General features: G+C 74.1%; 10 protein-coding genes. 5 read left to right on the top strand and 5 right to left on the bottom strand.

Annotation, left to right across the window (positions count from 1 at the left end; all coding sequences use genetic code 11):
- Window positions 1-70 precede the first annotated feature (70 nt).
- The 3 genes from GA0070216_RS15295 to pcaF all read right to left on the bottom strand — a co-directional run bounded on the left by GA0070216_RS15295 (window position 71) and on the right by pcaF (window position 4,590).
- Window positions 71-2,236 carry a putative bifunctional diguanylate cyclase/phosphodiesterase gene (locus tag GA0070216_RS15295; RefSeq protein WP_091246256.1) on the bottom strand — a complete coding sequence of 722 codons (2,166 nt, stop codon included), beginning with the start codon at window positions 2,234-2,236 and terminating at the stop codon, window positions 71-73.
- Between the two features lie 7 nt (window positions 2,237-2,243).
- Entirely contained in the window at window positions 2,244-3,062 is an 819-nt protein-coding gene (locus GA0070216_RS15290) for an SAM-dependent methyltransferase (protein ID WP_091246008.1), read from the bottom strand.
- A gap of 322 nt (window positions 3,063-3,384) precedes the next feature.
- Window positions 3,385-4,590 carry a 3-oxoadipyl-CoA thiolase gene (gene pcaF / locus GA0070216_RS15285; RefSeq protein WP_091246006.1) on the bottom strand — a complete coding sequence of 402 codons (1,206 nt, stop codon included), beginning with the start codon at window positions 4,588-4,590 and terminating at the stop codon, window positions 3,385-3,387.
- A gap of 165 nt (window positions 4,591-4,755) precedes the next feature.
- Here pcaF and GA0070216_RS15280 point away from each other — a divergent pair, with 165 nt between their 5' ends.
- From GA0070216_RS15280 to GA0070216_RS15265, 4 genes are all read left to right on the top strand, one after another.
- A complete protein-coding gene (locus tag GA0070216_RS15280) occupies window positions 4,756-5,721 on the top strand; it encodes a glutathione S-transferase family protein (protein WP_091246003.1) in 966 nt (321 codons plus the stop codon).
- Complete coding sequence (locus tag GA0070216_RS15275) at window positions 5,714-6,511, top strand: DUF998 domain-containing protein (protein WP_091246000.1); 798 nt, start codon at window positions 5,714-5,716, stop codon at window positions 6,509-6,511. Before GA0070216_RS15280 ends, GA0070216_RS15275 begins: the two co-directional genes overlap by 8 nt.
- A gap of 208 nt (window positions 6,512-6,719) precedes the next feature.
- A complete protein-coding gene (locus GA0070216_RS15270) occupies window positions 6,720-8,027 on the top strand; it encodes a dicarboxylate/amino acid:cation symporter (RefSeq protein ID WP_176738979.1) in 1,308 nt (435 codons plus the stop codon).
- 104 nt (window positions 8,028-8,131) lie between these two features.
- Window positions 8,132-9,199, top strand: coding sequence for an NADH:flavin oxidoreductase/NADH oxidase (locus GA0070216_RS15265; RefSeq protein WP_091245995.1), 1,068 nt, complete (start codon window positions 8,132-8,134; stop codon window positions 9,197-9,199).
- Window positions 9,200-9,365: 166 nt separating this feature from the next.
- On the opposite strand, the gene GA0070216_RS15260 is transcribed toward GA0070216_RS15265, so the two are convergent.
- Both GA0070216_RS15260 and GA0070216_RS15255 read right to left on the bottom strand, forming a co-directional pair.
- On the bottom strand, window positions 9,366-13,043 hold the full coding sequence (locus GA0070216_RS15260) for an ATP-binding cassette domain-containing protein (RefSeq protein WP_091245993.1): 3,678 nt from the start codon (window positions 13,041-13,043) through the stop codon (window positions 9,366-9,368).
- Between the two features lie 257 nt (window positions 13,044-13,300).
- Window positions 13,301-14,140, bottom strand: coding sequence for a GNAT family N-acetyltransferase (locus tag GA0070216_RS15255; RefSeq protein ID WP_091245990.1), 840 nt, complete (start codon window positions 14,138-14,140; stop codon window positions 13,301-13,303).
- A 160-nt stretch (window positions 14,141-14,300) separates the two neighbouring features.
- Here GA0070216_RS15255 and GA0070216_RS15250 point away from each other — a divergent pair, with 160 nt between their 5' ends.
- Window positions 14,301-14,879, top strand: a complete 579-nt coding sequence (locus GA0070216_RS15250) for a PadR family transcriptional regulator (RefSeq protein WP_091245987.1) — start codon at window positions 14,301-14,303, stop codon at window positions 14,877-14,879.
- The last annotated feature ends 28 nt before the right edge of the window (window positions 14,880-14,907 follow it).

The raw sequence follows: 14,907 nt of genomic DNA, 5'->3' as shown, positions 1-14,907 counted from the left end.
CCCGCACCCGACCAGCCGCACCCGACCGGCCAGTTCCGGCCGTCCCACCCCGGACTGGCCGGGGAGCAGGTCACTCCGTCGTCTCCCCGCGCAGCCGGGCGGTGATCTGATCCGCCGGGGCGGGTGGGCCGAACCAGCGGCCCTGTCCGGTGTCGCAGCGCAACGCCCGCAGCCGTTCGGCCTGCTCCCCGGTCTCCACCGCCTCGGCGGTCACCGACAGCTCCAGCGCGTGCGCCAACCGGACCAGGGCGTCGACGATCCGTTCGTCCCGGTGGTCGGGCGGGGGGTCGTCGCCGGCACCCCGGATGCCCTCGACGAACGGGCCGGCCAACTTCAGGCAGTGGATCGGCAGCCGCCGCAGGTAGACCAGGTTGGAGTAGCCGGTGCCGAAGTCGTCGATGGCCAGCCGTACGCCCAGATCCGCCAGCCGGTACAACGACCGTAACGGCTCCCCGGCGGTGCCCATCACGGCGCTCTCCGTCAGCTCCAGCTGCAACAGCTCCGCCGGCAGGCCCGTGCGGCTCAGCGCGCTGGCGACGGTGTCCACGATGGCCGGGTCGTCGGCCTGCCGGGCCGCCAGGTTGACGCTGACCACCAGTTTCGCCCCGGGGAACTCGCGATGCCAGGCGCGGGCGTCACGGCACGCCTGCCGGAGCACCCACTCGCCGAGCCGGACGATCAGCCCGGTCTCCTCGGCCAGCCCGATGAACCGGTCCGGGCCGACCAGGCCCAGCTCCGGGTGGGCCCAGCGGACCAGGGCCTCCACCGCGATCATCGAGCCGTCCAGCAGGGAGACGATCGGCTGGTAGTGGACCACGAACTCGCCCCGGTCCAGGGCCGCCGGGAGGCCGGCGGCCAGCGCGGACCGGGCGATGTCGGCGGCGCTGCGCTCCGGGTCGTACACCGCCCAGCGGCCGCGACCCTCCGCCTTCGCCCAGTACAGCGTGGTGTCGGCGGCCTTCATCAGCTCGGAGACGCTGGTCTCGCTGGCCGGGCACTCGACCACCCCGACACTGGCCGAGACGGCGAGCTGGTGGTCGCCGACGAGCACCGGCGCGGCCACCGCGGCGAGCGCCAACTCGGCGACCCCGACCGCGTCGTCGATCCCCTCGCCGCCGTTGACCAGGATGACGAACTCGTCGCCGCCCATCCGGGCCACCAGGTGCCCCTGACCGATGACGCAGTCGGAGAGCCGCCGGGCGATGGTGATCAGCAGCCGGTCGCCGAGGTCGTGGCCGAGGCTGTCGTTGACCGCCTTGAACCCGTCGAGGTCCAGGAAGCAGATGCCGATCCGCTGCTCCGGCCCGGCGTCGGCGAAGACCTGACCGAGGGTCTCGAAGAACAGCGTCCGGTTGGGCAGGCCGGTCAGCGGGTCGTGCAGCGCCTGGAAACGCAGCCGCTGCTGGAGCTCGTACCGCTGGGTGATGTCCTCGATCATCGCGACCGTGAACCGGGGGCGGCCATCGTCGTGCCGGATCAGCGAGACGGCCAGGTCCGTCCAGACGACCGTGCCGTCCTTGCGGTAGTAGCGCTTCTCCACCCGGACGCTGTCGTGCTTGCCCTCGATCAACTCCTGGTACATCTCCCACATCCCGGCCGCGTCCTCGGCGTGGAACAGCGACGACACGTTGGTCTGCCGCAACTCCTCCGGGCTGTAACCGAGCATGTCGGCGAAGGACTGGTTGACGTCGATGATCTGCCCGTCGATGCCGGCGATGCCGATGCCGATGACCGCGCCGGTGAAGACCGCCCGGAACCGCGCCTCGCTGTCGCGCAGCGCCCGCTCCACCGAATCCCGGGCCTGCCAGGCCGACCGGGCGATCCGCTCCTGCTGACTGAAGGTACGGTCCCGCAGCGCCCGACCGAATCCGGCGGCCAGCCCACCCTGCAACGCGGCCACCCGGGCGGCCAGGTCGGGCGGCAGGTCGCCCGGGGGCAGCACGCGCTGCGGCAACTGCTCGCCGAGCGCCCGCACCGACCAGTCCAGGACGCGCGGCTCGGTCAGGTGCGCCTCCACCAACGCCCGGCCTACCTCCTCCGCCGGGGCAGCGGAGAACCCGTCGGCGAGCAGGGCCTGCGCCAGCCGTACGGTGTGCACGAGCAGCAGCCGCTCGGTCTCGTCCGCGCTCATCGGCACGAATCCGAGCCGGCGTACCGCCCGGGCCCAGTCGGCGGCGTAGCCCTGGGCGCCCGGACGGGACGCGTCGGTGCCGCCGGGGTCCGGAACGGCGGACATGGTCGACTCAGCCGGCGGGTCGGTCATACCGGGCGACGCCACCGAACGCCCCGAACCGCTCGGGATGCTCGTCCACGTCGGACGGAGAGTCGGGCCGCCACAGCGGCATGTGCACCACACCCGGCGCAAGCACCGTCCAGTCGCCGAAGAAGCCGGTGACCTCGGCGCGGGACCGCAGCGTGATCTCGGTGTCGGTACGCGCCGAGAGGCGCTGCGCGTCCAGCATCTCCTGGGGCTGGTCCTCGAAGGTGGAGTGCGAGATGACCAGGAAGCTGCCGGGTGCGGCGGCGGCCCGCAGGGTGGTGAGGATGTCGGCCGGCCGGTCGGCGTCCGGAACGAAGTGCACCACCCCGGCGAGCAGGATGCCCAGTGGACGGTCGAAGTCGATCAGGCCGCTGGCGCGGGCCTCGTCCAGGATCAGCTTCGGCTCGCGCAGGTCGGCGTGCACGGCGATGGCCCGGTCGTTGTCGGCGAGCAGTTCCCGGCTGTGCGCCACCGCGACCGGGTCGATGTCGACGTAGACGATCCGGGCCTGCGGATTGGCGGCCTGGGCGACCTCGTGGACGTTGCCGACGGTGGGAATGCCCGAGCCGATGTCGAGGAACTGGTCGATGCCGGCGTCGAGCAGCACCCGGACGGCACGGCGCAGGAACTCCCGGCCGGAGCGCATGGTGGCGGCGAGGTTCGGGGTCATGCCGGCGATCTGCTCGGCGAGCCGCCGGTCGATCTCGAAGTTGTGCGCGCCACCGAGGAAGTAGTCGTAGACCCGGGCGGCGCTGGGCCGGCTCAGGTCGATCTCGGCGGGAAGTCCGTCCGGCGTCTGCATCGCTGTCTGGCCCCCAGTTCGTCGCCGCGGTGCGGGAGGGCACCGGTGTCGGCGGCGTGCGCGGGCACGCGGAGCCGCACCGGCCGACCCGCGGATCGTGTGGTGCTGACCACTCTAGGCCCGTCCGTCCAGGTACGGGAGATCAGCCGACCCCGATCTGCGGCTGGGCCGACGGTCGGGCAACCCGGGGCCGACCTGCGGTCCACGCAGGGCCACCCCCCGGACACCGGATGCCACCGTCCCGGCACGCGACGGCCGGACGTCAGGGGCCGGGATCGGCAGTTGGCGGTCGGGGGTCGAGGGTCGGCGGTCGAGGGTCGGCTCAGTCGGTGGATTCCAGCAGCAGGGAGATGCCCTGGCCCACCCCGACGCACATGGTCGCCAGGGCCCGCCGGCCGCCCCGGCGACGCAGCTCCAGGGCAGCGGTCAACGCCAGCCGGGCCCCGCTGGCGCCCAGCGGATGCCCCAGGGCGATCGCGCCGCCGTTCGGGTTGACGTGCTCGGCGTCCTCCGGCAGGCCCAACTCGCGGAGCACCGCGATGCCCTGCGCGGCGAACGCCTCGTTCAACTCGATCACGTCCACGTCGGCCAGGGCGACACCGAGCCGGTCCAGCAGCCGACGGGTGGCCGGCACCGGCCCGATCCCCATGATCCGGGGTGGTACCCCCGCCGCCGCCGCGCCGCTGATCCGGGCCAGCGGGGTGAGACCGTACCGGGACACCGCCGCCTCGGAGGCGACCAGCAGGGCCACCGCACCGTCGTTGACGCCGGAGGAGTTGCCGGCGGTGACCGTGCCGCCGTCGCGGAACGGGGTGGGCAGCGCGGCCAACTTCGCAAGCGTGGTCTCCCGGGGGTGCTCGTCGGCCTCGACCAGCGTGGTCTCCCGCCGGCCGGCCGGCACGGTCACCGGCACGATCTCCTCGGCGAACCGGCCGTCGGCCTGCGCCTTGGCGGCCCGGTGCTGGGAGCGCAGCGCGAACTCGTCCTGCGCGCGCCGGTCGACGCCGAACTCGGCGGCCACGTTCTCGGCGGTCTCCGGCATCGAGTCGATGCCCCACCCCTTCGCCATCAGCGGGTTGACCAGCCGCCAGCCGAGGGTGGTGTCGTACACCTCGGCCGCGCGGGAATAGGGCGTGGCGGCCTTCGGCATGACGAACGGGGCCCGGCTCATGCTCTCGACGCCGCCGGCGAGCACCAGGTCGGCCTCCCCGGCCACCACGGCGCGGGCGGCGGTGGCCAGCGCGTCCAGGCCGGAACCGCAGAGCCGGTTGATGGTGCTGCCCGGCACCTCCTGCGGCAGGCCGGCCAGCAACGCCGCCATCCGGGCCACGTTGCGGTTGTCCTCACCGGCCTGGTTGGCGCAGCCCAGCACCACGTCGTCGACCCGGGACCAGTCCACCGCCGGGTGCCGGGCGACCAGTTCGCGCAGCACGTGGGCGGCCAGGTCGTCGGGGCGCACCCCGGCGAGGGCGCCGGCGTACCGGCCGATCGGGGTACGGACTCCGGCCACGAGATATGCCACGGTCATCGACGCACGTCCTTCGGGGGTGGGAAGGGGCTGGCGGTTCCGGCGTCACCGGGTCACGGGGACGTCCGGCGTCAGGATATCCAGGCCCGTCCCGGCCGGTTCCCCGCACACCCGCGGCGCGACGGGACGCCGGTCGGCCGGGCCCGCGCCGGATAGGTTGGCGGTATGACCCGGGCCCAGTTCAGCGCAGAGACCTCCGGCGGCGGGGCGTTCGTCCGCCAGCCCAACCGGTTCACCGGCCGGGTCACCCCGCACTCCACCTCGCCTGCGGGCGGCGGCCCGGACGACCAGGGTCGCTGGCCGTTGGAGGCCGGCCGGTACCGGTTGATCTGGTGCCGGGCCTGCCCGTGGGCGCACCGGGCCCGGATCGTGCGCGGCCTGCTCGGCCTGGACGAGGTGATCTCGCTGGGCACGGTCGACCCGATCCGCGACGAGCGGGGCTGGCGGTTCACCCTCGACCCGGACGGCTTCGACCCGGCGCTGGGCATCGGCTTCCTCTCCGAGGCCTACCTCGCCACCGATCCGGACTACACCGGCCGGGTGACCGTGCCGGCGCTGGTGGACACGCTGACCGGCCGGGTGGTCACCAACGACTATCCGCAGCTCACCCTCGACCTGTCGACCGAGTGGCGACGCCTGCACGCCCCGGACGCGCCCGACCTCTACCCGGTCGCGTTGCGCCCGGAACTGGACGCGCTGATGGCCGAGATCCACGCCGACGTCAACAACGGCGTCTACCGGTGCGGCTTCGCCACCTCCCAACAGGCGTACGACGAGGCGTACACGGCGTTGTTCGACCGGTTGGACGTGCTGTCGCGGCGGTTGGCCGGGCGGCGTTACCTGATGGGTGACGCGATCACCGAGGCGGACGTCCGGTTCTTCACCACCCTGGTCCGCTTCGACGTGGCGTACCACGGGCACTTCAAGTGCAACCGGCAGAAGCTGACCGAGATGCCGGTGCTGTGGGCGTACGCCCGGGATCTGTTCCAGACCCCGGGGTTCGGGGAGACGGTGGACTTCGACCAGATCAAGCGGCACTACTACGCCACCCACCGCGAGATCAATCCCACTGGCGTGGTGCCGGCCGGCCCGGACACTTCCGGCTGGCGTACGCCGCACGGCCGTGCCTGATCCCGTCCCCGGTCGGGTCCGCACCGCTGCCGGGTGGGCCGCCGCCGGCTGCGTGCTGGCCGGCACGGTCGCGGTGACCGTCGCCGTCGCGGCCGGTCCGGGCCTGTCGAGCGGGTACGTCAGTGAGGCCGGCGTCACCGGCAGCGCTTTCGCGTCGACGTACCGGATGGGGGTCTTCGTCCTGGCGGCGGCGCTGCTGTCGCTGGCCGCCGCGCTGCCGGCGGCGCTGCGGATCGCGGCCGGCCTGCTCGTGGCCGGCGCAGCCGGCGCGGTGCTCTCCGGGGCGGTGACGTGCAGCGCCGGTTGCCCGCTGCCACCGTTCGAGGCGGCGACGCCGGCCGACCTGGTGCACGCCGGGGCCAGCATCGCGGCGGCCGGGGCGACCGTGCTCGCGATGCTGGTGGTCGGATTCCTCCGCCCGGCGACGGCGGCCCTGCGGCGGGTGGCCCGGGGGGCCTCGGTGGTGGCGTTGCCGGTGGCCGTGCTCGTCGCGCTGGGTCTGCTGACCGTGGGCCGGGGTGCCCTGGTGGGTGGCCTGGAACGGCTGCTGCTGGCGGTCTGCCTCGGTTGGGGCCTGGTCACCGCGCTGCTGCTGACCCGACCCCGGCCCGACGTGCCCGCAGCACTCCGGCCCGGTGCGGACCGACCCGATGCCTGCGCAGCGGACCTGCCCGGTGCCTGCGCAGCGCTCCGAACCGGTGCCTCCGCAGCGGTCCTGCCCGGTGCGGACGGCGATCAGGAGAGCGCCGAACGTGACGAACGGGTCGCCGGGTCGAGAACACCCGTGTAAGGAGCCTCACGCCGAGTGCTCCTTCCACATGTCGGCCGGCCGGGAGTAGCGTCGACAGGCGATGACCAATGTCTGGCACCTCACCGTGCGCCTGTACGTCGATCTCCGACGTCAGGCCAGCGGGGTCTGTCCGGCGCAGCCGCGCTCCTGACGCTGCCCGTTCGACCGACCCCCTACCGACCTTGGACGCATCCTGATGGCTTCCACCCTGCGCAAATTCCCCTTCTCCGCCCAGATCCTGCTCGGCCTCGTGCTCGGCGTGGCGCTCGGCTTCCTCGCCCGCGCCAACGACCTGAGCTGGCTGGCCAGCACCCTCGACACCGTCGGCGGGCTCTTCGTCCAGCTGCTCAAGCTGGCCGTCCCGCCGCTGGTCTTCACCGCCATCGTGGTCAGCGTGGTCAGCCTGCGCGGGGTGGCCAACGCCGCCCGGCTGGCGCTCAAGACGCTGCTCTGGTTCGGGATCACCGCGTTGATCGCGGTGGGCATCGGCATCGGCATCGGCCTGCTCACCGACCCGGGCCGGGGGGTGACCCTGGACGTCGGCGGCGCCACCGCACCGAAGACCACCGGCTCGTGGACGGACTTCCTCACCGGCATCGTGCCGACCAACCCGGTCGGGGCGTTCGTCGAGGGCAACGTGCTCCAGATCGTCTTCCTCGCAGTGGTGGTCGGTGCCGCCGCGCTGCTGGTCGGTGCGGCGGCCGAGCCGTTCGTCGAGGTCAACCGCGCGGTGCTGAGCATCGTGCAGAAGGCGCTGTGGTGGGTGATCCGGCTCGCCCCGATCGGCACCCTCGGCCTGATCGGCCACGCCGTCGCCGCGTACGGCTGGGACCTGCTGGCCCCGCTGGCGAAGTTCACCACCGCCGTCTACGTGGGCTGCGCCATCGTCCTGTTCGTGGTCTACCCGCTGCTGCTGGTGACGGCCGGCCGACTCAACCCGCTGCGCTTCTTCGCCGGTGCCTGGCCGGCGATCGAGCTGGCCTTCGTCTCCCGCTCCTCGGTGGGCACCATGCCGGTGACCCAGCGCTCCGTCGAGCGGCTCGGCGTCCCCCGCGAGTACGCCTCCTTCGCGGTGCCGTTCGGCGCGACCACCAAGATGGACGGCTGCGCCGCGATCTATCCGGCGCTCGCCGCGATCTTCGTGGCCCAGGTCTTCGGGGTGGACCTCGGCGTCGGCGACTACCTGCTGATCGCCTTCGTCTCGGTGGTCGGTTCGGCCGCCACCGCCGGCCTGACCGGTGCCATCGTGATGCTCACGCTGACCCTGAGCACGCTGGGCCTGCCGCTGGCCGGGGCCGGTCTGCTGCTGGCGATCGACCCGATCCTCGACATGATCCGCACCGCGACCAACGTGGCCGGGCAGGCCGTCGTGCCGACCATCGTGGCCGCCCGCGAGGGCACCCTGGACCGGGACGCCTACGCCAACGCCGGCCGGCGCGACCTGATCGACGCCGACGGGAGCACCGACACCGACCGGCCCGCCCGCAGCGACGAACTGACGCCGGCACCCGCCTGAACGCGCCGACCGCGGTCCCGGTCGCCGGGCCGGCCGGGACCCCTCCCGGGGCGCACCGCGCCCCGCACCGCACCGCCACCCGCCCGTACCAGAGGATCACCCGTATGAGTGCCCTGTTCACCCCGCTCGCCCTGCGCGGCGTCACCCTGCCCAACCGGATCGCCCTCGCGCCGATGTGCCAGTACCGCGCCGGCCCGGACGGCCTGCCCACCGACTGGCACCGGGTGCACCTCGGTTCCCGGGCCGTCGGCGGCGCCGGCCTGATCGTCACCGAGGCCACCGCGGTCGTCCCCGAGGGGCGGATCAGCCCCGAGGACACCGGCATCTGGTCCGACGCGCACGTCGACGCGTGGCGTCCGGTCGCCGCGTTCGTCGCCGGCCAGGGGGCGGTGCCCGCCGTGCAGCTCGCGCACGCCGGGTTCAAGGCCAGCACGTACCGGCCCTGGGCGCAGGAGCGCGGCGGGGTGCCGGACGCCGACGGTGGTTGGCGGCCGGTCGGCCCCGGGGCCGAGTCGTTCCTGCCCGACTACCGGCAGCCGACCGCGCTGGACGAGGCCGGGATCGCCGGGGTGGTGTCGGCGTTCGCCACCGCCGCCGGCCGGGCGGTGGACGCTGGCTTCGCCGTCGTGGAGATCCACGCCGCGCACGGCTACCTGCTGCACGAGTTCCTGTCCCCGCTGACCAACCACCGCACCGACGGCTACGGCGGGGACCGGGCCGCCCGGATGCGGCTCACCCTGGAGGTGGCCCGCGCGGTCCGCGCCACCGTCGGCGAACAGGTGCCGGTGCTCACCCGGATCTCCGCCACCGACTGGGTCGACGGCGGCTGGACGGTGGACGACAGCGTGGCGCTCGCCGCCGAGTTGGCCGCGACCGGGGTGGACCTGGTGGACGTCTCCTCCGGCGGGGCGGCGGCCGGTGCCACCATCCCGGTCGGGCCGGGCTACCAGGTGCCGCTGGCCGCCCAGATCCGCCGCGAGGCGGGCGTGGCCACGGGCGCGGTCGGCCTGATCGTCGAGCCGGAGCAGGCCGAGCAGATCGTCGCGGCCGGGGAGGCCGACCTGGTGCTGCTCGGTCGGGAGCTGCTCCGCGACCCGTACTGGCCGCGCCGGGCCGCGGCCAAGCTCGGCGCCAGCGCCGACTGGCCCGACCCGTACGCCCGCGCCTTCTGACCGCACCCGGGCTGTCGGCTTGCGGTAACTCCTGCGGGGAGAGTTGTCGTCGCTGAAGCGACGACAACTCTCCCCGAACCCAAGGCACCCACCGCGCCGACCGGCCCGACGCGGACGGCAAGCCCGCCCGACCCGACCAGGCCCGACCGGCGGGGGTCGGGCGGGGTCAGCCGGCCAGGTGACCCCAGTCGCCCTCCAGGTCCCGCCACGGGCCCTGGGCGGCGGCCGTGCCGTCGACCAGCACCACCACGTGGTCGGCGCGGACCAGCGCCGCCCGCTTCGAGGTGGAGCCGACCACGGTCACCCCGTGCGCGCGCAACGCCGCCCAGAGCGCCAACTCGGTGGTGACGTCCAGGGCGGACGACACGTCGTCGGCGACCAGCAGCTCGGTGCGCGGCGCGAGCGCCCGGGCCAGCGCCAACCGCTGCAACTGCCCGCCCGAGAGCCGGGTGCCCTTGTGCCCGATCAGCAGCCCCAACCCGCCCCCGGCCGCCAAATCGTGCGCCAACTGGGCGGTGCTCACCGCACCGTCGGCGTCCACGTCGTGCCCGAGGGCGATGTTGTCGGCGACCGTGCCGGAGAGCACCCGGGGCAGCTGACCGACGTAGCCGACCTGCTGCGGGCGCAGAAACAGCTCCGGCTCGGTCACCGGCTCACCGTTCCAGCGCAGCTCGCCGACGTGGTGCACGATCCCGGCCAACGCCCGCAGCAGTGAGGACTTGCCGGACCCGACCGGCCCGACCACCAGCACCAGCTGGCCCCGGTCCACGGTCAGGTCGACGTCCCGCACGGCGAGGGTGCCGTCGGAGTGCAGCGCCCCGAAGCCGGCCAGCTCCAGCCGGCGCAGTGGCCGGCGCGGTGGCGGCTCCGGCGCGGGGGCGGTGCCGGCGGCGAGGTCCACCCCGGGCACCTCCGCCGAGTACGCCCCGATCCCGGTCATCGCCACCGTCCGGCGGGTCCAGACCCGGGCCGACGGGTACTGCGAGACCAGGGACGCGGTGGTCCAGGCGAACCAGCGGGCCGCGCCGAGGGTGGAGACGACGACCAGGGTGGCACCGGCGGACAGCCCTCCGGCCAGAAAGAGCGCCCACGCCCCGATCGGCAGCAGGCCGCTCGCCACCGACGGGGTGGACCGGGCCCACACCTGTGCGGCGATCTCCCGCCGCTGCCGGTCGCTGCGGACCAGGTCCAGGGCGGAAAGGTGGGCGAGCACCGGCCGGGTCGCGCCGGCCAACTTGACCGTACGGGCCGCCGACAGCGAGGAGACCAGTGCGGTGGCGAACGCGGCACGGGCCGCCACGGTGTCCCGGGCGGAACGCTCCAGTCCCGGGCCGAACAGGGTGGCGGCGAGCCCGGAGACGGCCATCGTGCCGAGGAAGAACAACGCCGGCACCAGACTGCCCGTGACCAGCGTCATGGTCACCATGGTCACCAGGGCGATGAACTGGTCCATCAGGTTGTCGGCGAGCTGCACGACCCGTTCGGTGTCGCCGCTCTGGGCCACCACCTCCGCCGGGGTGTGCCGGCTGGTGCGGCGCGGGCCGGTCTGCCCGTGCACCAGCCGCAGGCTCATCCGCAGCATCTGCCGGACCCACCACTGGGGGAACCGCACGTTGGTCCAGTAGGGCAGCGGCAGCACGACCACCAGCGCGGCGGCGATGCCGATCGCCGGCAACCACGGGTCGCCGCCGTCGACGACGTCCGCCCAGAGCCAGGGCAGCACGGTCCCGTCCAGGCCGAGCACCGTGATCACCATGAACAACGCGACCGACAGCAGGCCGAAGCGCGGGTCGTTCATGCCCAGCCGCAGGATCTCCCGCATCGTCCGGGTGGGCGGCAGCGGCGGCAACGGCGGCGGGTCCCCCTTCGGTACGGCGACCGCCGCCCGCCCGGACCCGCCGACCCGGTCCGGCCCGTCGACGCCCGGCCCGGTGCCGTCCGACCCGGGCCGAGGTGCGCCGCCGGCCACCACTGCGGCGACGTCCGACCAGGTGCCGTCCGGCCCGCCCCGGGCTGACACGTCGGCGTCCGGCCAGGCACCGCCCGAACCGGCGTCGTCCGCCCAGGTGTCCGCCCGCCCGCCCGGGTCCGGCCAGGCCACCCCCGGACCGTCGAGCAGGTCCACCCCGCCCCGGGCGGTGCCCGTGGAGGCCGCGCCGACCGGGGTGTACGCGGCGGCGTGGCTGGTGGCGAGCAGCTCGGCGAAGCGGGCCGAGGAGTGCAGCGGCCCGGCCTCCAGGACCGCCCCGTCGGCCATCACCACCACCTCGTCGCAGCGCCGCACCGAGGAGAGCCGGTGCGCGATGATGATGCCGATCCGGTCGGTGAGCAGACGTTCGGTCGCCTCGCGTACCCGGACCTCGGTGACCGGGTCGAGCCGCGCGGTGGCCTCGTCGAGGACCACCACGTGCGGGTCGCGGACCAGGATCCGGGCGAACGCCACCAACTGCTCCTGACCAGCGGAGAGCACGTGACCGCCCTCGCCCAGCCGGGTCCGGATGCCGTCCGGCAGCTCCGCGACCCAGCCGGTGAGCCCCAGCTCGGCCAGCGCCCGGGGGGCGTCGTCGAGCAGGTCCGGGTCGAACAGGGCGACGTTCTCGGCGAGGGTGCCGGCCAGGATCTCGGTGCGCTGCGGCACCACCGCGATCCACCGGCGCAGCTCCTCCACGTCCAGGTCGCACAGGTCGGTGTCGCCGAGCAGGGCGGTCCCCCGGGGCACCTCGACCGCCCGGGTGAGCACCTTGGTCAGCGTGGACTTGCCCGACCCGGTCCGGCCCACCAGCGCGTACGACCGGCCCCGGACGAAGCTGAGCCGGATGTCACGCAGCGCCGGCCCACGCTCGCCCTCCCCGGTCGCCGGGTAGTGGAAGGTGAGCCCGCGCAGCGTCAGGTCACCGTCGGTGGGGGTGACCCCGCCGGCGGGCTCCTGCCGGGCGTCGGAGAGCAGCAGCACCCGGGCCCAGGCGCCGAGCGCGTACTGGAGGTGCGGCACCCAGCGGGCGAGGTGTTCGACGGTCGCGCCGAAGCTCAACGCGAGCAGCCAGATCGCGGTCAACCGGGCCCCGTCGACCCGGCCGGTGGTCAGCGCCCAGGCCCCGGCGAGCACCACCCCGGCGATGCCGACCCGGATGGTGCCGGCGGCGACGGCGGTGACCCGCGCCGACATCAGGAAGACCCGGCGGCAACGGGCCAGCACCTCGGCGGCGCGCCGGGCGTACAACCGCAGCACGTACGGCTGGGCGAGGCTGGTGCGGACGTCGTCCTGGCCGTGCACCGCCTCCTCCATCACGGCGGCCAGGTCGGACCAGGCTTCCTCCTCGAACATCCGGGCCGGCGCGATGGCGGCGGTGGGACGGCGCAGCAGCACCCCGAGCAGCGCGGTGAGCAGCAGCATGACGACGCCGGCCGGCCACCAGACGAACAGGGCGCTGACCGTGGCGAGCAGGCAGAGCACCAACCCCTGCACGAGCCGTACGCCGGTGTTGCGCAGCTCGGAGGCGACCTGGTAGACGTCGTTGTCGATCCGGTCGAGCAGCTCGCCGACGGGGGTGCCCTCCAGGGTGGGCAGATCCTGCCCGAGGGCGACCCGGCAGAGCCGGCGGCGCACGTCGGCGGACCAGTCGGCGGTGATGCCCGCCATCAGCAGCGCGATCACCAACTCGCCGAAGACGGCGACGACCAGCGCGACGACCAGCGCCACGAACCAGCCGGCCGAGCGGTGCACCAGCACCGGGCCGGCGATCGCCGAGGCGGCGGCCTGACCGGCGGCACCGAGCACGACGAGCACGATCACGACCGTCACGCGGCGCGGCGCGGAGGCCCAGAGATCACGGAGCAGGCGCATGGAGATTCCCTCCGGGACTCGGGGTGGCGGTCCCCCCAGCCTGACCCCCCGAACCCCTCCCCTCAACGCATTTACCACCCACTCCCTCCCACGCCACGCTGCCCCGCCCCACCCGCCAGCCCCGGTGATCAAGAGGTTTAGGTCAACAATCTCGCTCGGAGTGACCTAAACCTCTTGATCACCGGGGCGAGAGAGGGCGGAGGGGCGAGAGAGGGTGGGGGCGCCGGGGCGAGAGGGGGTGGGGGGCAGCCTCACGGTCAGAAGAGGATGGTGGCCAGGGTGCCTACGGGGTGGAAGCCGCAGCGTTGGTAGACCCGGCGGGCGGGGAGGTTGAAGTCGTTGACGTAGAGGCTGACGGTGGGGGCGACCCGGAGCAGCGCGTCGCGTACCACGGCGGCCATCGCGGCGGTGGCGATCCCGCGTCCCCGCCACTGGGGCGCCACCCAGACCCCCTGGATCTGGGCGGTCCGGCGGGTCACCACCGCCAACTCGGCCTTGAACACGACCTCCCCGTCGACCAGGCGGGCGTACGCCCGACCGGCCCGGACCAGGTCCTCGACCCGCCGGCGGTAGGCCCGGCCGCCGTCGTCGGCCAGCGGTGAGACGCCGACCTCCTCGGCGTACATCGCGACGGCCGCCGGGAAGAGCCGGTGGACCTCGTCGGGCCGGACCCGACGCACCTCGGGGTCGACCGGGATGCGGGGCAGGGTGTCGGTGGCCAGCAGGGGCTGATTGGGACGTACGTCGCGGGCCGGGCCCCAGTGGTCGGCGAGCCGGTCCCAGAGGCCGAGCACCGCGTCGGCCCGCCCGACGATGGAGGAGCAGAGTCGTTCCTCGGCGGAGAGCTGCTCGGCGAAGGCGGCGACGGCCGAGTCGGTGGCGAGGATCGGGGTGAGATTGCCGCCGAGCCAGCAGATCGACTCCAGGTTGCGGCGGGTGCCGTAGCCGAGGATGCGCCCCTCGGCCCGCCACCAGGCCAGCCCTCGGGCGGAGACCCGCTCGGCGACCTGCGCGCCCGCGAACGGGTCGAGGTCGAGCAGCCGCTCGACCGCGCGGCGCTCCGACTCTCCCAGTTGGCGTACCGGCACCGTCAGCACGCTTACCAGCCTGCCAGATACAGGCGGTGGTCCGCCGGGCGACCGGCGCAGCCGCCTGTCCGCCGGCCCCGGCCCGATCTCACCGCGAACACCCTTGTCGGCGACACGTTGGCGATATATCGTTGATGCATCAGCGACACTCTACGGAAGGAACGACACGATGGGATTCCACCGTCGGATCCATGCACTACAGGAGGCACGTCAACGTGGCTTCGGCTTCCCGCCCGTACCGCCCGGCCCGCACGGGCACGGGGGTTGGGGCGGCGGCCGGGGCGGTCGCGGGCGGGGCCGGGGACGCCGGCCGAACGTCCGGGGCGCGGTGCTGGCCCTGCTCACCGAGCGGCCGATGCACGGCTACGAGATGATCCAGGAGATCGACTCCCGCACCGGCGGGGCCTGGCGGCCCAGCCCCGGATCGATCTACCCGACCCTGCAACTACTGGAGGACGAGGGCGTCATCGCCGCCAGCGCCGATCCGGCCGGCGGCGGGCGCAAGCGGTTCGACCTCACCGACGCCGGTCGGGAGGAGGCCACCACCGCCGCGCAGACCCCGCCCTGGGCGGAGTTCGCCGAGGACACCGTCAACAGCTGGCACGACATCCGTGACGCCGGGGCGCAGGCCATGCACGCGCTGCGGCAGGTGATGATGACCGGCACCGACGACCAGCGGGAACGCGCCGCCCAGGTGCTCGACGAGACCCGACGCAAGCTGTACGCGATCCTCGCCGAATCCGAGTGACCAGGCCCGCACGTGCGAAGGGCGGCCG

The sequence above is a fragment of the Micromonospora matsumotoense genome (assembly GCF_900091525.1).
Lineage (GTDB): Bacteria > Actinomycetota > Actinomycetes > Mycobacteriales > Micromonosporaceae > Micromonospora > Micromonospora matsumotoensis.
This window is presented reverse-complemented; position numbering and strand designations above follow the sequence as displayed.